The organism is Geomicrobium sp. JCM 19039 (assembly GCF_000698145.1).
In the GTDB taxonomy this organism is placed as follows: domain Bacteria; phylum Bacillota; class Bacilli; order Bacillales; family Marinococcaceae; genus Geomicrobium_A.
In genome coordinates, this window is the sequence record NZ_BAXB01000009.1 from 1 (window position 1) to 22178 (window position 22178).

Annotated in this window: 18 protein-coding genes, 5 pseudogenes and 1 other annotated feature; of the genes and pseudogenes, 20 read left to right on the forward strand and 3 right to left on the reverse strand. The window is 43.4% G+C overall.

Annotated features, from left to right (window positions below; translation table 11 throughout):
- Positions 1 to 882: 882 nt before the first annotated feature.
- Both JCM19039_RS25440 and JCM19039_RS26495 read right to left on the reverse strand, forming a co-directional pair.
- Positions 883 to 1083, reverse strand: coding sequence for a YusW family protein (locus JCM19039_RS25440; protein WP_373975428.1), 201 nt, complete (start codon positions 1081 to 1083; stop codon positions 883 to 885).
- Positions 1084 to 1118: 35 nt separating this feature from the next.
- Entirely contained in the window at positions 1119 to 1250 is a 132-nt protein-coding gene (locus JCM19039_RS26495; protein WP_255343652.1) for a hypothetical protein, read from the reverse strand.
- Between the two features lie 131 nt (positions 1251 to 1381).
- Between JCM19039_RS26495 and polA the strand changes: the two are divergent.
- The 20 genes and pseudogenes from polA (at position 1382) to rplT (ending at position 20262) form a co-directional block, all read left to right on the forward strand.
- Positions 1382 to 4017, forward strand: a pseudogene (polA, locus tag JCM19039_RS10275) (DNA polymerase I).
- A 12-nt stretch (positions 4018 to 4029) separates the two neighbouring features.
- A pseudogene (gene mutM / locus JCM19039_RS10280) lies at positions 4030 to 4849 on the forward strand (DNA-formamidopyrimidine glycosylase).
- Between the two features lie 110 nt (positions 4850 to 4959).
- Complete coding sequence (gene ytaF / locus JCM19039_RS10285; protein WP_042426808.1) at positions 4960 to 5592, forward strand: sporulation membrane protein YtaF; 633 nt, start codon at positions 4960 to 4962, stop codon at positions 5590 to 5592.
- Between the two features lie 14 nt (positions 5593 to 5606).
- Positions 5607 to 6203 (forward strand): dephospho-CoA kinase, encoded by a 597-nt coding sequence (gene coaE, locus JCM19039_RS10290; protein WP_042426811.1) that lies wholly within the window; start codon positions 5607 to 5609, stop codon positions 6201 to 6203.
- A gap of 98 nt (positions 6204 to 6301) precedes the next feature.
- Positions 6302 to 7330 (forward strand): glyceraldehyde-3-phosphate dehydrogenase, encoded by a 1029-nt coding sequence (locus JCM19039_RS10295; protein WP_042426812.1) that lies wholly within the window; start codon positions 6302 to 6304, stop codon positions 7328 to 7330.
- A gap of 127 nt (positions 7331 to 7457) precedes the next feature.
- On the forward strand, positions 7458 to 7931 hold the full coding sequence (gene nrdR, locus JCM19039_RS10300; protein WP_042426815.1) for a transcriptional regulator NrdR: 474 nt from the start codon (positions 7458 to 7460) through the stop codon (positions 7929 to 7931).
- 54 nt (positions 7932 to 7985) lie between these two features.
- Positions 7986 to 9269: a replication initiation and membrane attachment family protein gene (locus JCM19039_RS10305; protein WP_152550170.1), complete on the forward strand. Its 1284-nt coding sequence runs from the start codon at positions 7986 to 7988 to the stop codon at positions 9267 to 9269.
- Positions 9270 to 9415: 146 nt separating this feature from the next.
- A pseudogene (locus JCM19039_RS27940) lies at positions 9416 to 9616 on the forward strand (hypothetical protein); the annotation flags it as partial.
- A gap of 170 nt (positions 9617 to 9786) precedes the next feature.
- A complete protein-coding gene (locus JCM19039_RS25445) occupies positions 9787 to 10242 on the forward strand; it encodes an ATP-binding protein (RefSeq protein WP_052398693.1) in 456 nt (151 codons plus the stop codon).
- A gap of 166 nt (positions 10243 to 10408) precedes the next feature.
- On the forward strand, positions 10409 to 11533 hold the full coding sequence (gene mqnC / locus JCM19039_RS10315; RefSeq protein WP_042426823.1) for a cyclic dehypoxanthinyl futalosine synthase: 1125 nt from the start codon (positions 10409 to 10411) through the stop codon (positions 11531 to 11533).
- 153 nt (positions 11534 to 11686) lie between these two features.
- On the forward strand, positions 11687 to 12532 hold the full coding sequence (gene ytxC / locus JCM19039_RS10320; protein WP_042426825.1) for a sporulation protein YtxC: 846 nt from the start codon (positions 11687 to 11689) through the stop codon (positions 12530 to 12532).
- A 288-nt stretch (positions 12533 to 12820) separates the two neighbouring features.
- Positions 12821 to 13000, forward strand: coding sequence for a hypothetical protein (locus tag JCM19039_RS10325; protein WP_042426828.1), 180 nt, complete (start codon positions 12821 to 12823; stop codon positions 12998 to 13000).
- 19 nt (positions 13001 to 13019) lie between these two features.
- Positions 13020 to 13328, forward strand: a complete 309-nt coding sequence (locus JCM19039_RS10330) for a DUF4212 domain-containing protein (RefSeq protein WP_042426831.1) — start codon at positions 13020 to 13022, stop codon at positions 13326 to 13328.
- Positions 13329 to 13357: 29 nt separating this feature from the next.
- On the forward strand, positions 13358 to 15025 hold the full coding sequence (locus JCM19039_RS10335; protein ID WP_042426833.1) for a sodium:solute symporter family protein: 1668 nt from the start codon (positions 13358 to 13360) through the stop codon (positions 15023 to 15025).
- Positions 15026 to 15148: 123 nt separating this feature from the next.
- Positions 15149 to 15304, forward strand: a complete 156-nt coding sequence (locus JCM19039_RS24380) for a hypothetical protein (protein ID WP_193744204.1) — start codon at positions 15149 to 15151, stop codon at positions 15302 to 15304.
- 147 nt (positions 15305 to 15451) lie between these two features.
- The gene (locus tag JCM19039_RS10340) at positions 15452 to 16600 is read left to right on the forward strand and encodes an AimR family lysis-lysogeny pheromone receptor (RefSeq protein ID WP_042426836.1); all 1149 of its coding nucleotides are present in this window, start codon (positions 15452 to 15454) and stop codon (positions 16598 to 16600) included.
- A 310-nt stretch (positions 16601 to 16910) separates the two neighbouring features.
- Positions 16911 to 18840: pseudogene (thrS, locus tag JCM19039_RS10345) on the forward strand (threonine--tRNA ligase).
- A gap of 76 nt (positions 18841 to 18916) precedes the next feature.
- Positions 18917 to 19043 (forward strand) — a sequence feature (ribosomal protein L20 leader region).
- Positions 19044 to 19118: 75 nt separating this feature from the next.
- The gene (infC, locus tag JCM19039_RS10350) at positions 19119 to 19628 is read left to right on the forward strand and encodes a translation initiation factor IF-3 (protein ID WP_042398632.1); all 510 of its coding nucleotides are present in this window, start codon (positions 19119 to 19121) and stop codon (positions 19626 to 19628) included.
- A 47-nt stretch (positions 19629 to 19675) separates the two neighbouring features.
- Positions 19676 to 19876, forward strand: a complete 201-nt coding sequence (gene rpmI / locus JCM19039_RS10355) for a 50S ribosomal protein L35 (protein WP_042398635.1) — start codon at positions 19676 to 19678, stop codon at positions 19874 to 19876.
- Positions 19877 to 19908: 32 nt separating this feature from the next.
- Complete coding sequence (gene rplT / locus JCM19039_RS10360; protein WP_042426839.1) at positions 19909 to 20262, forward strand: 50S ribosomal protein L20; 354 nt, start codon at positions 19909 to 19911, stop codon at positions 20260 to 20262.
- Positions 20263 to 20627: 365 nt separating this feature from the next.
- On the opposite strand, the pseudogene brnQ reads toward rplT, so the two are convergent.
- A pseudogene (brnQ, locus tag JCM19039_RS27945) lies at positions 20628 to 22000 on the reverse strand (branched-chain amino acid transport system II carrier protein).
- Positions 22001 to 22178 lie beyond the last annotated feature (178 nt).

Consider the following 22178-nt stretch of genomic DNA (forward strand, 5'->3'; position numbering starts at 1 on the left):
TGGTGAATTCAGCGTGGTCGAAACCGGGAATGGAATTTACACATAAATCTGGACTTGACTCTTTCTTTAGCGATTTTAGCACTCATTTCGTAAAACTTGCGCGCAGTTTGTTCCAACTGGAGCGCAGATGGGACTAAACTTAACACCTTACGACCGATCGGCCCGCTGGGGCCGAACCGAAACCGGTCTCGATTCGGCGAGACTCGCGCCGACAGAATTATCGGTTTTCAAATTAGGGTTCTGGGCAGGGAGTGCGATTCAATCTTCGTGGCGTTGCGCGGACGAATGTGAACATGGCTTTGGAACTAGATTGCCGTTTATTCTCGTTAAAGTGCTGAATCTAATTCCATTAACGGATGTTTGGAAGTAGATGCCGATCGATTGGAATCAGAAAGAGGCTAAACGGGCACATATGAGTGAATCTGATTCCAATCGGTGATCTTTGGAACCTGTTCTCCCGCCCCAGCTTCAAAAACCGTGCAACTCAGAAAGAAATCTTACCATAGGAACTCCTATGGTAAGATTTCTCTTCTTTTTCGCACCCAGGTGTTGCAAATCCTACCATAAAAACGGCAAATCATACCATAGAACGAACAATGGTGTGATTTTAGCTAAATCAACTCCCGAAATAGAAAAAATCTTACCATAGCCAGAAGCCACCCCGAGGTTTGCTACGTAAAACGCCAAGTCTCTAAAACCGTAGCACTGTCTACACTGCTCGTTCTCATAGCCCTCATCGTTAGACCGAGGAGGCCTCGGCGACCTTGAAAACACGGAGGTCGTCTTATGCCACCGAGGTTACACTGATCGTCTGGACTGCATAGAAAAAGGAGCTGTGCCGAAGGTCTATGCTAAGACCTAACTGTACAGCCCCCTTTACGATTACTTCACCGTTTGCGATTTCCCGCCATCAAACGTAAGATCAAGTGTAAATTCTTTTACTTCTTTTTCGGATAACTGAAGTTTGTCCAAAACCTTTAATTTCATTTGCTCATCTTGAAGATCTTGGGTGAGTCCTAAACTGAATATAAACGATTCAATTTCAGGTTTCGCTTCTTCACCGCTAAGCTCCTGGTCATTCATTTGATACTCGTAGGTTTCATCAAACAAATGGTATGTTATTCCATACGATTCTTCTGCATGTACAACCAGCTCAAAATCGGTAATGCTTGGACTGGCGTAGCAATTGACGATACAAACCCGCTGAACAAGATTAGAATGAGGAGCAAGATGATGATGACTTTCTTCACAGAATTCCCTCCTTTGTGTACGTGTTTCATATTTTTTACCAATGGATGAATGACTATACTACTGAAAGAGAAACGCTAAGCGAGATATGATAAAATATGAACAGCAATAGAGAACGGAAAGGGGTCTTCCATTGGAGAAACTTGTACTTATAGACGGAAATAGTATTGCCTATCGAGCATTTTTTGCATTGCCACTCCTGACAAATGATAAAGGGGTGTACACAAATGCGGTGTACGGATTTACGAACATGCTTATGAAAATTCTTGAAGAGCAAAAACCGACACACATTCTGATTGCTTTTGATGCTGGGAAAACGACGTTTCGTCACAAACAATATGAAGCGTATAAAAGTGATCGACAAAAGACACCACCAGAGCTGTCAGAACAGATGCCGATCATTCGTGAGGTGCTAGAATCATTAAGCATTCCATCGGTTCAAGTTGAACTATATGAAGCGGATGATATTATCGGAACGCTTTCTAAGCGTGCCGAAGAACATGGACAAGACGTGCGTGTGTTTACAGGTGACAAAGATTTATTGCAACTCGTAAGCGAGCGTACTCACGTCGCCATTACAAAAAAAGGAATTACGAATGTTGATTGGTATGATGAAGCGGCAATGAAGGAGACGTACGGCATCCCAGCTACACACATTCCTGACATGAAAGGACTTGCAGGTGACTCGTCCGACAACATTCCAGGGATCCCTAAAGTTGGAGAGAAGACGGCGCTCAAGCTACTAAAAGAGTTTGGCGATATTACTGAGGTACTGGACCATGCAGATGATGTGTCGGGTCCTAAATTGCAGGAACGATTAAAAGAGTTCCGGGATCAAGCGCTTATGAGTAGAGAGCTGGCGGTCATTGACCGTGATTCCCCTGTTGATATGAGCATCGAGGCATTGGCGTATTCAGGCTTTGATTCGTCGGCTGTGCGGAAACTATTTAAGGAGTATGGCTTTAACTCCTTAATGAAGCATCTCGACAACGACGATGATAACTCAGAAGAAGCCAGCGCTGAATTGGACGATTTTACATTTCAACATGAAGACGAAGTGACGAGTCAAATGCTCGTCTCACCAGCTGCACTCATTATTGAAGACCCTGTGGAAAATTATCATCATGCGGACCTATGGGGGATGGCAATTGTAAATGAACAAGGTTCGTTCACCGTGCCGATAGAAGCGGCGCTCGCGTCGGATGATTTTAAAGGCTGGCTCGCTGACAGCACGAAAAAGAAGTATCTGTTTGACGCAAAAAAATCTACGGTAGCACTAGGTTGGCGAGACATTGCACTTCAAGGGGTTGAGTTTGATGCGCTCATTGCTTCTTACTTAATTGACCCGTCATTATCTAGTCACGATCTTGCCGACATTTCTGAACGAAGAGGACAACATACCGTGCTTACGGACGAGGAAGTGTATGGCAAAGGTGCGAAGCAAAAGAAGCCAGAAAAAGATGCACTACTTGATCATATTGCAAGAAAAGCAGCGACGCTTTGGAAACTCGTTCCGATGCTTTCAACAGAACTCGAACAGAACGATCAAAAAGACCTTTTTGAGACGTTAGAACTTCCTTTGTCCACAGTTTTAGCTGAAATGGAGCTGTTTGGGGTGTCTGTTGACCAAGAACAGTTGAGAGTGATGGGGACAGAACTAGAAGAGCGTTTAACGACGTTAGAGAAGGACATTCACACACTTGCGGGCACAGAGTTTAATATCAACTCACCGAAACAGCTTGGACCGATTCTTTTTGAACGCTTGGAGCTTCCGGTCATTAAAAAGACGAAAACAGGCTATTCCACAGCGGCAGATGTATTGGAGAAGCTCGAGGACAAGCATGAGATCATTCCTAAGCTGTTGCTCTACCGTCAAGTGTCCAAATTGAAATCTACGTACGTAGAAGGGTTATTGAAAGTGATTCATGAAGATACAAACAAGATTCACACTCGGTTCAACCAAGCGCTCACGCAAACAGGCCGATTAAGTTCTGCGGATCCGAATTTGCAAAACATCCCGATTCGACTTGAGGAAGGACGAAAGATCCGAAAAGTATTCGTCCCTTCAAAAAAGGATTGGGTCATTCTAGCTGCTGACTATTCACAAATTGAGTTACGTGTGCTTGCACATATGTCTGGTGATGAGAAGTTGATGCAGGCTTTTCATGAAGGAGAAGACGTGCATACAAAAACAGCTATGGATGTTTTTGATGTGTTGAAGTCTGAAGTGACGAGTGAAATGCGAAGAAACGCAAAAGCGGTCAACTTCGGGATTGTATATGGAATCAGCGACTACGGCTGTCTCAGAACTTAGGGATTACGAGAAAAGAAGCACAGTCTTTCATCGATAAATACTTTGAAACGTACCCGAAAGTGAAACAGTATATGGATGACTCGATTTCACATGCAAAAGATGAAGGGTATGTGACGACGTTATTAAAGCGTAGACGGTATTTGCCAGACATAAACAACCGGAACTTTAATTTGCGCGGATTCGCAGAAAGAACGGCGATGAACACACCGATCCAAGGCACTGCAGCTGACATCATTAAAAAAGCGATGGTTGACGTGGCGAATGCATTGACAGAACGAAATTATGAGAGCCGCTTGTTACTGCAAGTGCACGATGAACTCATTTTTGAAGTACCGAAGAATGAACTGGCGGATCTTGAACAACTGGTTACGCAGTTAATGAGTGAAACTCTTGCGCTGGATGTTGAACTCGTCGTAGATGTCGAGCATGGAAACACTTGGTATGAAGCAAAATAAGGAGCTAGACGTATGCCGGAACTTCCTGAAGTAGAAACAGTCAAACGAACACTCATGAGCTCGTCGAAGGAAAAGAGATTGTAGAAGCCCAAGTCGGATGGCCAAAATTGATTAAGCGTCCAGATGATGTTGAACATTTTAAAATGCTCGTTCGTGGCCAGCGTATGGAAACGATAAAACGAAAAGGAAAGTTTCTGATCTTTCATCTGAGTGATTACACCCTCGTTTCTCATTTGCGTATGGAAGGAAAGTACTCTCTTGTGACGACGAATGAGCCGGATAAGCATACACATGTACGGTTTCTTTTTACCGATGGTACGACGCTTGAGTACCAAGATGTGAGGAAATTTGGTACGATGCATCTGTTTGATAAAGGTGATGAGCTTATTCATGCACCGTTGAACAAGCTAGGCCCAGAGCCCATTCTTCCTGATTTCACAGCCGAGTACCTTCTCGGTAAAATAAAAACAACGTCTCGGTCCATTAAAGCGGTGCTTCTCGACCAGTCCATCACCGCAGGTCTTGGTAATATCTACGTGGACGAGGCGTTGTTTCGAGCTCGGATCCATCCTGGGAAGATCGCGTCTCAGCTCGATGCAGAAGAAGCAGCCCGAATTGTTATCTACGCAAAAGAGACGCTAGAAGATGCCATTCGTGCGGGCGGCTCTTCCATTCGTTCTTACTTGAATGGCAATGGGGATATGGGTATTTTCAACAACAATTGTTTGTTTATGGTCGCAAAGGCGCACCGTGTAAAGTATGCTCCGCCCCGATCGAAAAAAATGTAACAGCGGGCAGAGGCACACATTTTTGCAGTCACTGTCAGCGGTAACGAAAAGTACCTCCTCAATACGTACGTCGGATAAGTCTAAAACATAGGCTATTGTGAGTACGTAGTTTGAGGGGGCTGACTCGTTTGGATTCCTTTGTTGCAATACTTATATTGCGTTTGCCGTAAGTGTAGATGGTTTTGGTGTTGGGATGACGTATGGATTAAGAAAACTGCGAATTTCAATGATCCCGATATTGCTCATTGGTTTGTGCTCGTTCTCCGCAGTATTAGTATCTGGGATGGTAGCCAACGCCTTGTTTCAATATATACCGGTTGCGTTTGGTGATTACATTGGCGGGAGCATTATCATTCTCATCGGGGTGTACGCTATTATCCAAGCCGCACACCACTCTAACGAAGCAGGAACAGTACCATCTGTGCAAATCAAACCTCAAGCAGATGAAAAAATGCTCAAGTGGGAGTTTAAAAAGCTCGGATTAGTGATTCAAATTCTAAAAAAACCGACCGTTGCTGATATGGATAATTCCGGAAGTATTGGCGTGAAAGAATCCGTGCTTCTTGGAATTGCCTTGTCTTTAGATGCATTTGGCGCGGGATTTGGTGCCGCAATACTTGGTTATTCCATGATTTGGTTTGCTTTGTTAGTTTCGGTGATGTGTGTGTCATTTTTAATACTCGGAAAAAAAAGCGGCCGAAAACTGGCCAATGTAATGATGTTCGAAAAGCTCGCGTTTGTCCCAGGATTATTACTCATTTGTATTGGTCTCATTAACTTTATTTAAGGAGCAAGGTACGTATGATCATCGGTCTTACAGGTGGAATTGCCAGTGGAAAAAGTTTCGTTGCCGAACTATTACAGCGAAATGGCTTACCGATCATTGATGCCGACCAGATTGCCAGAAAAATCGTCGAGCCTGGAGAAAAGGCCCACGCTCTGATCAAGGATCGGTTTGGTAACGGCGTATTTCACGATGACGACACTCTCCACCGCAGAAAACTCGGGGCGATTATTTTTAACGATGAAAAAGAGCGCCAAGCGTTAAACGACATTATGCACCCGCTCATTCAGGAAGAGTCAACGCGGAAACAAAGATATTACGAAGAAAAAGGTCATCAGACGATCGTGTATGATATTCCTTTACTTGTAGAAAATAATCGCATGGACAGCGTCGACCAAGTACTTCTCGTATTTGTGGACGAAAAGACGCAATTGCAGAGGCTGATGGAGCGTGACAACAGTAGCGAGGAAGAAGCAAAGTCCAGAATGGCTTCGCAGATCCCTCTAGATGAGAAAAGAAAATTTGCAGATGAAATTGTTGATAATTCAGGATCTAGACTTGACAGTGAAAAACAAGTAGAGAAGATTCTAAAAAAATGGAATGTGCGTTCTTAATGTACAAATAGAAGAAAAACATCGTACAAGTATATGTTATATGATATACTAATTGGCGAATGAAGAATAATTAGTATATCATATTAGGGGGCACCGAGATGAAAGCAAAAGTTGCGATCAATGGATTTGGAAGAATAGGCAGAATGGCGTTTAGACGCGCCTTTTTTGAAGATGATATTGAAATCGTTGCAGTGAACGCAACGCATTCTCCAAAAACCCTCGCACATTTGTTACAACATGATAGTACACATGGGAAATTTAGTGCTCAGATTGATACAACTGATGATGCGTTTATTGTAGATGGTAAAGAAATTCGACTCATTCAAAACCGCAATCCATTGGAACTGCCATGGGAAGAGCTTGGCGTGGATGTCGTTATTGAAGCAACGGGCAAGTTTGTTACGGGTGAAACCGCAGGCATGCACATTCAAGCTGGTGCAAAGAAGGTGGTCATTACAGCTCCAGCTAAAGATGAAGATGTGACTGTCGTTATGGGTGTAAACGAAGAGGATTATGACCATGAACATCATCACGTCATTTCCAATGCGTCGTGTACAACGAACTGCTTAGCACCTGTCGTGAAAACACTTGATGACGTGTTTGGTGTGGAAAGTGGCATGATGACAACGGTTCATGCGTATACAAATGACCAAAAGAACATTGATAACCCACATAAAGACTTGCGCAGAGCGAGAAGCTGTGGACAGTCGATCATTCCTACTACAACAGGGGCAGCAAAAGCGATCTCACTCGTTTTACCTCATTTAGAAGGGAAGCTGAACGGGATGTCACTGCGCGTACCAACGCCTAACGTTTCGCTCGTTGACTTGGTATGCGACTTGCAAAGTGATGTGAGCGCAGAAGAAGTGAATGAAGCATTTCGATCTGCAGAAGAAAAAGAAATGCAAGGCATTCTCGGTGTTTGTGACGACCCTCTCGTCTCCATTGATTTTAACGGAGATGATCGATCATCGATTATAGATAGCATGTCGACAATGGTCATGAACAAGCGTCAAGTAAAAGTGTTTGCATGGTATGATAACGAATGGGGCTATGCATGCCGTGTCGTAGACCTCGTCAAGTTAATTGGTAAGAAGATTAATGAAACGACAGCTATTAAAGGTTAACATTAAGGCGAATGAAGACGTTACGTTTTCATTGTGTTTTTTCATGTTTTCTCGGAATGGAACAGCTGTTCAAGACATGGTATAGTATGAGTAGAATGCAAATTACAAAGAAATGGGGAGTGAATCAATGATCTGCCCGGTATGTCACTCGAATGGTACACGAGTGCTTGATTCAAGGCCGCATCATGAAGGCCGTTCAATCCGTCGCCGCAGAGAATGTGAGGAATGCTCCCATCGGTTTACGACATATGAAACGGTCGAAGAAACGCCAATGATCGTCGTGAAAAAAGACGGTAATCGTGAGGAATTTAGTCCGGATAAGATGCTTAGAGGGTTGATTCGCGCCTGCGAGAAGCGACCGGTTTCCATGGATACGCTTAAAGAGATTGTGCAAGAGACTGAAAAGCAATTGCGAAGCGATCCGGAGCTAGAAGTGCAAAGCGGCCGAGTGGGAGAATTAGTCATGGAACAGCTGTCCGAAGTCGATGAGGTGGCATATGTCCGCTTTGCATCGGTGTATCGACAGTTTAAAGATATTAATGTGTTTATTGATGAACTGAAAGATCTTATGAACCGCAGTGATGAAGGGGCCAAGAAGTGAACAATTCCGCTGAAGGGCCTTTTTGTGTGTAGAAAGAGAAAGCAGGTGTTGGTTTTGTCTTGGACATGGAGCGAAGTTCGGCCCGTTGATGGATATCGTGTGCGCATGATGGGACCGTTTTCGGAAATGGACCAAAAAGCACTCGTGCTGTTATACCAACCTTTAATTGGCGCTTTGGCCGTTAATGTCTATTTGACGTTATATTATCGGTTGGAAAGAGACACGTATATGTGTCAAGGAAGCACGCATCGTGAATTAATGGTTACTTTAGGCGAACAGATGCATTTGATTTTAGAAGCACGCAAAAAACTAGAAGCAATTGGGCTGCTAACGACGCTCATGCAACACCAAAACGACGGTGAAGACCGGATGTTTGTTTATGATTTAAAGACACCGTTATCAGCAAAAGAATTTTTGGAGGATCCGCTGCTCGGTGTTTTCTTACAAAATCGCATTGGAAAAAATCGATTTAAAGAAGTTCGAAGAAGATTTAGTACTTCAAAACTTACCGGTGAATGGGAAAATAAAACGGCGGCGTTTAATGATGTGTTCCAAGCGATAAAAGATTCTGAGCTTCAACAAGATCCTGTCGAAGAGCATGTGGATACAGCCACAAGTCGACAGACTGAACAGCCGGTCATTGCAGGAGAACCTTTGGATTCAGTGACGTTAAAGACATTCTTGCCTCCTTTCTTTTTACAAGAACAGTTGCTTACGAAAGAAGTGTTGGTCGTCGTACAACAACTGGCGTTTATCTACAAAATTGATGAAAAGACGATGAGCCGTTTTCTCGTCGAGGCAATGGTCGGTGACGACACGATTGATACAGAACGCTTACGCTTGAAAGTGAAGGATTGGTACCGGACGACCCACGGACAAACCCCGCCAAAACTGGGGATGCGTACGAGTAAAGTGAGTCAAGATTCAAGTAAACAACCAGTAAGTGAAGATGATAAGATGGTGCAATACTACGAGCGAATCTCTCCACTGGACCTTCTTACTAGTCTATCGGATGGTGCTTCTGTCTCCCCTGCAGATTTACGTTTAGCAGAGTCACTCGTTCATGATTATCAATTTTCGCCAGGCGTAGCGAATACACTCATTGATTATGTGATGCGAACGAACGACAAAAAGCTTGACGCTGCTCTCGTGCAAAAGATTGCGGGTCATTGGTCGAGAAAACGGATTAAAACTGTGGAAGAAGCGATGCGCCTTGCTAAACAAGAATACAAGAACCGTAAAGATGCAAAGCATAAACAAACCAATGCTCAAAAATCGGCTCCAAGAAAAGCACGCAATCAAGGTCAAACAGGCAGGATAAATTACCGAAGTGGTTGACAGAAGAGCCTAAGGAAACAAGCGAAGATACAAAGAAAAAGAAAACGAAAGAAGATCGACAAGCATTTGAATCTTTATTGGAACAATATCAACGAGGAGGTGGGGAGTAAACAATGGAACCGATTCGTGATTCAATTAGAAAGTATATGAATGAGAGTGGCTGGAGTTCGAGGTTGAAACAAACGAGTGAACGGTTGTTTCAAGACGAGCGAATTGAGCAATGGTTACAAACGCATCAGGATGAGTTAGAAGATGGAGCCATTCAGCAAGGACTTTCACAGCTATATGAATATAAAAGTTCAAGTATCGACTGTGATCGGTGTACGAGCTTGGATGGTTGCACAAACTTGATGCGAGGCCATCAACCTGAACTTTATGTTGAAAATGGTCAAATCCAAATGAGGTATTTACCATGCCCGAGTAAGAAAGCACATGACGCGAGGCGAGTGCGAGAAGGACTTGTCAAAAGCATGTACGTATCCGAAGAATTCAAGAAGGCTTCTTTTAATGCGATTGATTGGATGAATCAGATGATACAAGGGGAAAAGCGGTCATACAGTCGCTTCGGTTTGCTAATGAAACCCATCCAGGTGAGCAAGGTGAAGGCCTTTATTTGCACGGAATGTTTGGCGTCGGCAAAACGTATATTGCAGCGGCCATCCAGAACACGCTTGCCGAAAGAAACATCCAATCGATGCTCGTCTACGTTCCTGAGTTCTTTCGAGAAATGCGACAATCGGTTGCCGACGGAACCGTCACTGAGAAACTAGAAGCGGTCAAACGTGTACCTGTGTTGCTACTCGACGACCTAGGGGCAGAAACGATGTCAAGTTGGGTGCGTGATGATGTTTTAGGTGTGATCTTACAATACCGCATGACAGAAAAATTGCCGACGGTGTTTACGTCTAATTGGGATTATGATGAATTAGAAGATCACTTGAGCTTCTCCCAAAAAGGGGGGAAGAACGCTTGAAAGCCAAGCGGGTGATGGAACGAATTCGACCGCAAACAACAGAACTTTTTGTAGCGGGAAGAAATAGACGTCACACATAAATGAGCAAAGATTGTCGCAGCAAAGAAACACACTATGTTACGATAGATGTTGAATAGAATTTGATTCGGGATTAGGAGGAGTCTTCATGAGTATCGATCACATCCTTGAAAAAGCAACGGCTGGGGAACGATTGACAATGGAAGATGCGGTTAGGCTATATGAAGTTGATGAGAACAACGAACAAGAAATGGAGAAGCTCGGAAAAGCTGCAGACACAATGATGAAAAAGTGGCATCCCGATCCGATTACGACGTTCGTCATCGGACGGAATGTAAATTATACGAACTTTTGTGATACGTACTGTCGTTTTTGTGCGTTCTATCGCCCGCCAGGACATGAGGAAGGTTATGTTCTCTCCGACGAAGAAATCTTCAACAAAATCCAGGAAACCGTTGATGTAGGTGGAACGGAGATTCTTATGCAAGGTGGAACGAATCCTGATTTGCCGTTTACATACTACACAGACTTGCTAAGGAACATTAAAAAACGCTTCCCGGACATTACGATGCACTCATTCTCACCTGCTGAGATTTATAAGATGATGGATGTTTCAGGCATGGAACTTGAAGAAGTGTTGCAAGCGTTGAAAGATGCAGGACTAGACTCATTGCCTGGTGGTGGTGCAGAGATTCTTACAGAAGAGAATCGCAAGGCTGTAAGCCGTCTGAAAATAGACTGGAAACAATGGATTGAATGTATGAAGACAGCTAAGAAAGTTGGAATGCATGGAACGGCTACAATGGTCATTGGTTTTGGTGAATCCAATGAAGAGCGTGCGTTACATTTACAACGTGTTAGAGATGCTCAAGACGAGACGAACTGTTTCCTTGCGTTTATCTCGTGGACATTCCAACCAGACAATACCCGTATGAAAGGGGAGAAAATCACCCCGAACGGTTATCTGAAAAACGTAGCCATTAGTCGACTGTTTCTAGATAATGTCCCGAACTTCCAATCTTCATGGGTAACGATGGGACCAGAAACAGGAAAACGTTCGTTACATTTTGGTTGTAACGACTTCGGAAGTACAATGATCGAAGAAAACGTAGTATCTGCAGCAGGTACTACACACAAAGTAAACAATAACCGGGCGCTAGACATTATTCGTGAAGCAGGCAAAACACCTGCTGTACGTGACACGAAGTATAATACACGTCACGTGTTTGCTGAAGATGAACGAGTATCCAGAGACTTTGAAATGCAAAACTAAACCGATGGTTGAGAAGAAGTCCTAGCGACTTCTTCTTTTTATGTCTATTTTTTTGGCATGTTTGTCTTCCTAAGCCATATGATGAATCAGAGTGAAGCGCTGAACGGTACGCGTACTGTAATAATTGACGTATGGCACAGAGGGGGCTTGGGTGTGCATTCCATTGAATTTAATGATGGCATTAATAGTGTGAGTGTTTATGAAAGACTAAAAGGAAGCATTCGAGAAATCGCCGCGGATTTCTCAGTCGAGCAGCATGAAGGACAATTGCGTGTTCAACATTCTGGAACGAGTGATGAATGGTTTCAGTCGATTATTCCGTATATAGCTGCAATTCTAACCGATGAGATTGTGGAGCATTATGAGTGCAAATTCATGATCCAAAAATTCAAAAAGAGTCATGCATTGAAAGACCGTACTGAACAAGAACAAGTAATGGAATTGATGAAAGCCATACTATCAGGTGAAAGAACAGAGATCCCCATTGGAAAGCGAGTGAATCAACGTGTTGATGCGCTCTATTATTGTGTATATCAGCACCTTCAACAGTATGCCGTATTTCAATGGAACCCCTTCTTAAACTTTTGCATTGGAAGTTATATTCATTATTTGGATGATTTAACAGCAGCCGTTTTGGAAGAGTACACACTTGAACAAGAATATCAGACGATTGTAGAACAGCTTCGGTCTTATGTAGAAAGTTCAGAACCACAATGTACCGAGGTTCATCTATGGTATCCGAATCAAACGGAATTTCGCTTTTGTGATCAATCTGGAGTAGAGTGGGGACTTGCCAGAAGAACACACCATACAGAAGGCAACCTTGTCTTTGAAGAGGGACTGCTTCCGAAAGAGCGCATTATAAGTCCAATCGCTAGTCTCGCTCCAAAACGACTTTATGTTTACACAGACCGAGATGACGGTGTGATTTTGACACTTCGTAACATCTTTCAAGAGAGAATTAACCTCCGCGCCTTTGAGCAGTGGGAGTTCGTTTGAGAAAATTGCTACAAAAACAAACGGTGGACATGATGGTCGCTTAGTGAGCCGCAAAAACATGCCATAGCTCGATACTCGATCGCAACTCGCGTCGGGTTTTTTTTGTGAAGAAAATTTATGTTTCGTAAATAGTTAAAATAATATAAATTGACACTCATTTTTGTCTCATGTAAGCTAAGTACAACTCGCACTGTTGGAAGGGAGGACATGCTTATATTGTAAGCGGTTTCTTGAGTGTAGTAAAGTGGAATTTATTTAACATTTTTTGTGAAAGAGGGGAATGATTCGATGCTCCTTGTTCTTTTTTGGGGAATTGTCATCGCTAGTATATTTCTGACGGTACGACGGAAGCAGCCGATCTATTTAGGTGTGCCCATCGCTGCAATTGGTCTCTACCTTTTCGTTTCCATCATCCAAGTACCGCTTTCATTCCGTGAAACAATCACCTTTATCTTTGGTTTACGGTAATCAATGAGGAGGATTTCAGATGATCAAAGTATCAAATAAAGACGCAGAAAATTATTACAAAATTCGTATAGTTATGATTGTTTCCTTTCTTGTAATTGCGTTTACAGTTTCATTTGGTGTAGCTCTTTTTGCAGAATTCTTCTCGCAATTTTCCTTCATGGGGATGCCTCTTCACTATTATATGGGCGCTCAAGGTTCTGTACTCGTGTTTATCGTATTGCTTATCTTAAATGCTGTACTGAATGACCGATTAGATGCGAAGTATGGTGTTGATGATTCAGAGAATGAAAGAATTGTTGCTTCAAGCGGGAGAACACTAGACGAATAAAGTGATGTGAACGTCGGGAGGAGGATTATGTGGATACGCAAACACTAGTTTCTGTCGGAATGATCTTAGCTACCTTTGCTCTATATATTGTAATTGCGATTTATACACGCTCGAAAGAAACGTCTGAGTTTTATGTAGCATCAAGAGGAATTCCTCCGTTTTGGAACGGGATGGCGATTGGTGCAGACTGGATGAGTGCCGCTTCGTTTATAGGTATGGCAGGTACGGTTATGATTCTTGGATACGATGGTCTTCCATATATCATGGGTTGGACAGGCGGGTACTTGTTCTTAACCTTTTTACTCGCACCCCAACTACGTAAATACGGGCGTTTTACAGTGCCAGAGTTTATTGGAGACCGGTTTCGAAGCGATACTGCGAGGGTAATTGGTGCTGTAGCTACGTGTATTATTAGTTTTACTTACTTAATTGGACAGTTGTCCGGTTCAGGGGTCGTAATTGGACGTTTGTTTGCAATTCCTACTTGGGCTGGTGTATTACTTGGAGTGGGAATAATTGCCATTTATGCGACGCTCGGTGGGATGAAAGGGATCACGTGGACACAAGTTGCCCAATATCTCATTTTAATTATTGCTTACGTCATTCCAATTATTTTTATGTCACTGCAAGTGACGGGCAACCCACTTCCTTGGTTGACGTACGGAAATGTTATTGATGAGATTGGAGCAATAGACCGTGAATTAGGGCTCACTGAATATTTTGCTCCATTCTCAGAAAGTACACAAAGTCAATTTATTGCTCTCATGTTTACGCTAATGCTAGGTACAGCAGCTCTTCCCCATGTTATTGTGCGCTTTTACACAGTAACTACAATGAAGGCAGCAAGATGGAGCGGTGCTTGGGCACTGATTTTCATTGGGGTGTTATATTTATCAGCACCTGCATACGCCGCATTTTCGCGCTTTATTCTGATGACACAAGTTGCCGGTCAACCGATGGATCAATTGCCGGCCTGGGTGGATCGTTGGGTCGATACAGGTTTATTGTCCGTAGCTGACACAGATGGTGATGGAATTCTAAGTTGGCAAGAGATTACCGTCTCTCAGGATATGGTCGTTATGGCCACCCCAGAAATTGCAAATCTTGGCCTTTTTGTTATCGGTTTGGTTGCTGCCGGAGCGATGGCAGCCGCTTTATCTACTGCAGGGGGACTGTTAATTACGATCAGTTCATCCATTGCTCATGATGTATACTTCCGCTTATTGCGTCCAGATGCTAGTGACAAAAAGCGGTTAAAGGCCGGTCGTATTGCGATCTTTTTAGCAACGATTGCTGCTGGGTTGTTGGCGCTTGACCCGCCAGGGGTCATTACGCAAATTGTCGCTTGGGCATTCGCCATTGCTGGCGGTACGTTCTTCCCTGTCCTTTTCTTAGGGGTGTGGTGGAAGCGCATGAACAAGCAAGGGGCGATTGCCGGGATGTTAATTGGTCTGAGCACAACGCTCGGGTACATCTTTATGGCAATGAACGGATTCACGTTGTTCGGTGTCGGTGATACTGGGGCTGGGATCTTTAGTGTACCGATTAACTTGATCACGTGTATCGTCGTTTCCTTAATGACAAAAGCACCTTCACAAGAGATACAAGAAGAAGTCATTAACCTTCGATACCCCGAACAAATGACGTATAAAGATGGAGAGATTTGGCTCGATAAAGAAGACAACGTGCAGAAATAAAGATTGCTGAGACGCAGAGCTAACATTAGCTCTGCGTTTTGTTCATTGTTTCCCGGGAAATAATGCGGGTAGGTTTTTCGTCCAACAATGAAGGGTACTGCACTCATAAAGGAGTTGTTTTTTGTGTATATTTTATTCATTGTTGGAATCATCGCCTTAAACTTTATAGCGCTTTACTATGTGATTAGATGGGCAGTCGAGCACGGCATTAATGCTTCAAAACTCGTTAATAAAAATGACGACACTTTTGAGGAACCATTTGACAGTGACAAATTTTAGGGGATTTTGTAGAAATGATAGTAGTTCTGTCGGATTGTGTTGGCATTGAAGGAAACCACTTGCCGTTTCACGTCGAACTGAATACACTAATGAGTATAGGCTGATTGAATTGGTGCGTCGTATGTAATTATGGAAGGTGGAGTGGGAATGGGTAAGCTGAAAGAAGCATTGCGAGAAGCGATGGATAAAGATCGCACGTTGGCACAATCGTTAGCGAAGGTGGCAGGGTATTCCAATCCAACACCTATCTATAAATTTGTTAATCATCCCGCGCGCGAGTTTCAATCTTTTGCCACCTTGTTGAAAGTGACGGAGGCCGCATTCCCAAATCGCATTGTTGAACTTATGGAAACGTACATACCTTCCCTAGACGTAAACGGCAAAAATGCCCGCTATGCGTTAGAATATACGTCTATTGAAATGCAACACCTTCACGACCAGCATATAGAACGCATGTTGGACGCTTCAAATGCGGAGAGTGTCATCTATGCGCAATACTACAAGATTATGCAACAGATGAAAGTGCAGCTTTCTCCTGATGAAGATATGATTAAGAATATCTCCAAACTTCCAGCACCAACAGACGAAACGTACACACTTAAATACATTTCTATGGCTTATCTTTTTGCGCATGAAGGGGAACATTCATTGTTTACGTTATGCTCTAAACTCGCTTATAAGAGCATTGCCTTTTTGACAGAAGAATACATGGCGGAGAGCTATAAAATGCGGATACACGTGTTGTTAGGAGTGTCTTATACTCAACTTAATCAGCTTGAGAAAGCTAGGCATTACTTGAGGCAATTATATGACATTCATCGACCGGCGCTACAATCTTGGTTTTCGTTACATATGGGACGCTCTTATTTGTTCTCTGATTTACAAAAAGCAGAGAATTATTTTACGAAAGGAATGAATAACCCCTATTCTTTAGAACGTTTCGTTAGCTTAAATAAGCAAAGTGCAAACTTATTGTATTCGTATTGGGGTGTGAACAAACATTATCCACTCGATGAGTCATTGCCAGTAAATCAGCTATCACAGATCATTTATTTAATTAGTCAAAAAAAACACAATGAATCTGTTCAGAAAATTAAATTATTAGACACCGACGCTTTATCTGAGTGGGACCGCGCAACGTTGTTCTATTTTCAATATAGAATGACAGAAGATGATAGCTTCCTATATCAATCAATTGCTGAATGTAAGCGTTGCAATGAATGGTATTTTAGGAGCGTATGTATGAAGGAATTGAGCCATTTAAATCCTCACTTGCGAGAGGCGTTAGAAGTGTAGGTTGCAAACTCATCACATTCACTATATAATATCGGTACAATGAAATGGCACGGAAGAGGACACGGCTCAAGATACAGATTTCAGAGAGAAAAGCCATCGGCTGAAAGCTTTTCATCCAAGGTCTTGATGCTCACCCCCTCGGAGCTGCAGCGAAGAACAGTGTAATGAGTATTTGCTGCCGTACCCCGGGCGTTAACCGGTCTCAAGCGTATCAATTAATTTGTTGATGCATGAGGGTGGAACCGCGGGTATAGCTCGTCCCTTTTTTAGGGACGAGCTTTTTCGTGTTTACATTAAAGGAGATGAAAAGATGGCAGAATCAATTCAATTAACATTTCCAGATGGTGCTGTGAAGTCATTTGATGTGGGCACATCGTTGGAAGAAGTTGCAAGTTCAATTAGCTCGGGTCTAAAAAACAGGCAGTCGCTGGGAAATGGAATGACCAGTTGGTCGATCTGCGTACGCCAATTGAAAGTGATGGCCGGATCGCAATTTATACGTATAAAGATCCAGAAGGTCTTGACGTGTTGCGTCATAGTAGCGCCCACGCTTTGGCACAGGCAGTCAAGCGTTTGTACCCCGATGCGAAATTCGGTGTCGGTCCAGTCATTGAAGGTGGCTTTTATTATGACGTTGATACTTCGCATACAATTACACCGGAAGACTTGCTAAAATCGAAAAAGAAATGAACAAGATTATGGATGAGAATCATGAGATCGTTCGAAAAGTCGTTTCTCGAGAAGAAGCGAAGCAATATTTTCAGAACATCGGTGATGATTTGAAGTTGGAACTCATTGATGCGATTCCAGAAGGCGAAACCGTGTCGTTATACGAACAAGGCGAGTTCACAGACTTGTGCCGTGGGGTACATGTGCCATCTACGAGCAAACTAAAGAAAATAAAGCTAATGAACATTTCAGGTGCGTATTGGCGTGGCGACAGCAACAACCAAATGCTGCAACGAATTTACGGAACAGCCTTCCCGAAACAAGCAGAACTAGACGAGCATTTGCGTTTATTAGAAGAAGCGAAAGAACGGGATCATCGAAAACTCGGCAAAGAGTTGGAGATCTTCACCGTGAACCAAAAAGTGGGTCAAGGGTTGCCGCTTTGGCTTCCTAAAGGCGCCACCATTCGTAGAACAATCGAGCGTTATATCGTTGATCTTGAAGAGAGACTTGGCTACGACCATGTGTATACACCGGTTTTAGGTAGTGTAGATTTGTACAAAACGTCAGGGCATTGGGATCATTATCATGAGGACATGTTCCCGCCGATGGAAATGGACAATGAAGACCTCGTCCTTCGTCCGATGAACTGCCCACACCATATGATGGTCTACAAAAACAGTCTGCATAGCTATCGCGAACTACCAATCCGCATTGCAGAACTCGGAACAATGCACCGTCACGAAATGTCAGGGGCATTAGCAGGATTGCAACGTGTTCGTGGGATGACGTTGAACGATGCTCATATTTTTTGTCGTCCAGATCAAATGAAAGAAGAGTTTTTGCGCGTCGTTGACCTCATTAAAAACGTGTACACTGATTTTGGCATAAACGATTATTATTTCCGCTTATCGTACCGTGACCCAGAAGATAAAGAGAAATATGTGGATAACGATCAGATGTGGGACAAAGCACAAGCTCTTCTAAAAGAAGCAATGGATGAAACAGGTGCAGAGTATGTAGAAGCTGAAGGAGAAGCGGCTTTTTACGGTCCTAAACTAGATGTGCAAGTGAAAACGGCTCTTGGGAAAGACGAGACGCTTTCTACAGTTCAGCTAGATTTCCATCTACCAAATCAAATGGATTTGACGTACATTGGTGAAGACGGGAAAGAACACCGTCCAGTCGTCATTCACCGTGGGGTTGTCTCAACGATGGAACGCTTTGTTGCTTTCCTCATTGAGGAGTACAAAGGCGCTTTACCGACGTGGTTATCCCCAGTACAAGTTCAGCTCATTCCGGTTTCTTTGGAAGTGCACAAAACGTACACAGAAAAAGTGAAAGAAGCATTACAAAAAGCGGGAGTACGTGTCGAAGTCGATGTACGTGAAGAGAAACTTGGCTATAAGATTCGCGAAGCCCAAACGAAGAAGATCCCGTACACACTCGTTCTAGGAGATAAAGAACAAGATGCGTTGGAAGTGAACATTCGCAAATACGGGGAAACGGACACCGAGTCGCAACCTCTTGATGAATTTGTTGAACAAATAAAAGCAGAAGCTCGTAAGTAGCATGCTGTAGGAAATGGGTGTAGGGCGTTGACAATAGCCCAACCATCCTGTATAGTTATGAAGTATTGAACATGTTGCACTCAAGCAGAAGCGCCCGCTTCTCACCTGCAAAGCGTCGAAGTATTCGGCAGTTACCAGGTATGCAATCGAACGTGATGGCAGTAGCGGGCGCCGTATGTTTACGGCCCCGCTTTTTTGTGTGCAAAACTGTTTTTGTGAGCATGTTTAGATTCATATCGCTTTAAATTTGACGGAGGTGGCTCACGATTCGTAAAGATATGAAGCTCAATGATGGGATTCGTGCACGTGAAGTGCGTCTCATCGACGCTAATGGCGAACAATTAGGTGTGAAACCAAAGCGCGAAGCGCTTGAACTAGCATCGAAAGCTGAATTAGACCTCGTTCTTGTTGCCCCTAATGCAAACCCACCGGTTTGTCGCATTATGGACTACGGAAAGTACCGTTATGAGCAGCAGAAGAAAGAGCGAGAAGCTCGTAAAAAGCAAAAAGTCATTAACGTAAAAGAAGTGCGTCTAAGTCCGAACATTGAAGAGCATGATTTCAATACAAAGCTTAGAAATGCACGTAAGTTCTTAGAGAAGGGTGACAAGGTGAAAGCGGCAATTCGTTTCCGTGGACGTGCCATTACCCACTCACAAATTGGACGTGAAGTATTAGTCCGTCTTGCTGACGAATGTAAAGACCTTTCGACTGTGGAAACACATCCGAAAATGGAAGGACGTAGCATGTTCTTAATTCTTGCACCAAAGGCAGACGATAAGAAGTAAATATGTAGAGCGTTGCTCAACATGTAATGTGTAAAGGAGGAAACACCATGCCAAAAATGAAAACACACCGCGGTGCTGCGAAGCGCTTCAAGCGTACAGGATCAGGGAAATTAAAGCGCGGCCATGCAAACACAAGCCACTTGGCTGCTGCCAAAACTGAAAAGCAAAAGCGTCACCTTAGCAAACAAGCAGTAATGGACAAAAGTGATCAGTCACGTATTGAGCCGTTACTCCCATACAAAAAATAATCGGAAACAGGTAACCAGAGGAGGGATTGACGATGCCAAGAGTAAAAGGTGGAACAGTCACACGTCGTCGTCGCAAGAAGATATTAAAGCTCGCAAAGGGCTATTACGGTTCGAAACATGCGTTGTTCCGTACAGCGAAGCAACAAGTTATTAAATCAGGACAATATGCATACCGCGATCGTCGTAATCGTAAGCGTGAATTCCGTAAGCTTTGGATTGCGCGTATTAATGCCGCAGCACGTATTAACGGACTTTCGTACAGCCGTTTGATGCACGGACTTAAACTTGCGGATATTAACATTAACCGTAAAATGCTTGCTGACCTTGCTGTCAACGACAAAGAAGCATTTACAGCACTTGCTGACAAAGCAAAAGCAGAACTATAAAAAACCAGCCTACGGGCTGTTTATATGGAAAAAAGAATAATTACACGTACGTTACTACGTAGTGAAGTTGAATACGACTTATCAACTCTATAACATCAACATACAGATGTGTGTGTTGCGTTTCATTTGGGATGCAAATGAACAGCAAATACGCTTGATCTGGAAGTGCGCACTTATGACAAAGATGTGCACTCAATCGCCAGAGGAGTGCACGCTTTCGAAAAACAGAGCATACACTCCCAGCGACAACTTCAAATCCCTTTCAATCGTTCCGCATATCACAAGCGCGGCAGAACCAAAGATGAGTTCTGCCGGCGCTTGTTCGGGTTTTCCCGCTCATAATATGTGCCTGTAGCGAGTGTTAACTACGTTGTATGGTTCCTTGGTTTTCTAGACACTAAATACCCAATCGCTGCACCGACTAAAGCAGGAACGACCCAGCCGAGATCGAGTTGTGAAAGAGGTAAAAGCATCCTTAGCTCGTCAAGGAAGTTTGGTAGCAGATTCGCTTCATCTAGACCGTCCATTGCGCTAACGATGGCTGTAAGCGTGACTGAAAAGCGATAGACTGCAGTTCTTCCTCCGAAGAGGTTGTGCGTAAATGCTAGCACAATTAGCACGATGATGATTGGATAGATAAACGTAAGAACTGGTAACGAAAATGAGATGAGTGTATCGAGCCCCATATTTGCAATGAAAAAGCTAGAAAAAGTAAGGACAAACACAAACAATCGATATGAAACCGATGGGAACCAGCGATTGAAATAGCGAGCACATGAGGCAATCAATCCAACGGCCGTTGGAATACAAGCTAAGATAATCGCTAGAGCAAGAAGGACGTTTCCTGTCAGTCCAAAATACTCAAAAGCGGTCAGTTGCAAGATTTGTCCACCATTTTCATGATCCCCTAAAACGTTAGCATTTACTGCGCCAAGGTAGCCTAAACCGGTATAAATGATCGAAAGCAACAGCGCAGCATAATACTCACTTTCCAAGTGATTTTACGGGTGAGTAGTGGGTCATTTACACCTTGAGAACGAATGGCTTCGAGTACGAGAATACCAAAGACAAATGCAGCAATCGTATCCATCGTTAAGTATCCTTCAGTGAAACCAGAGAAAAGGGCGAACTGGTCATACACTTCGGTTGGTGCTGTAAAAGAACCCAGAGGCCCAAAAACCGCACTAAACAAAAGAATGGCGAGGACAACGAGTAAAAAAGGTGTAATGATCTTGCCAATCCGATCAATAAATTTACCAGGTGTCGCTGCGAGCCAGTAGACGATAGCAAAGTATAGGAATGAGAATACAAGTAATGAAAAGGCTCCGATCGTATCTAGAAATGGCGTCACACCAATCTCGTAAGAAACCGCGGCTGTTCGCGGTACGGCAAACAGCGGGCCAATCGCAAGAAAGGTAAGAGTTGTGAACAGTGTGGCAAACAACGGGTGCACCCGCTTACTAATCGCTTCAGCATCGTCAGACCCTGTATAAACAATGGCAAGGACTCCGAGTATCGGTAGACCCACACCAGAGAGAAGAAAGCCGAGCATTGCAAACCAAAAATTCTCGCCAGCTTCATATCCAAGGAATGGAGGAAAGATGAGGTTTCCTGCACCGAAGAATAAGGAAAAAAGCATAAGTCCGATAAAAAAAATCTGTTTAGTGGAGAGTGTTGAAGTGTTCATTTCTGAAGCTCCTAGCTGTTTCAATTTTGAATATGACCCAGTGTAGCACATTATGAACACGTATAAAAATTCAGATTTGTTGGTAATGCGCTTTCAATCTTACAATTTAGCAACACTTATCATGTTAATTTGTCAATGGATGCGTAACGGCTCATGTTCAAAAGTCTCTTGAGTGGTCTTCCGTCCCAATGATGAACAAGAAAGAATCCTCCAATTTCATTTTCAGTAA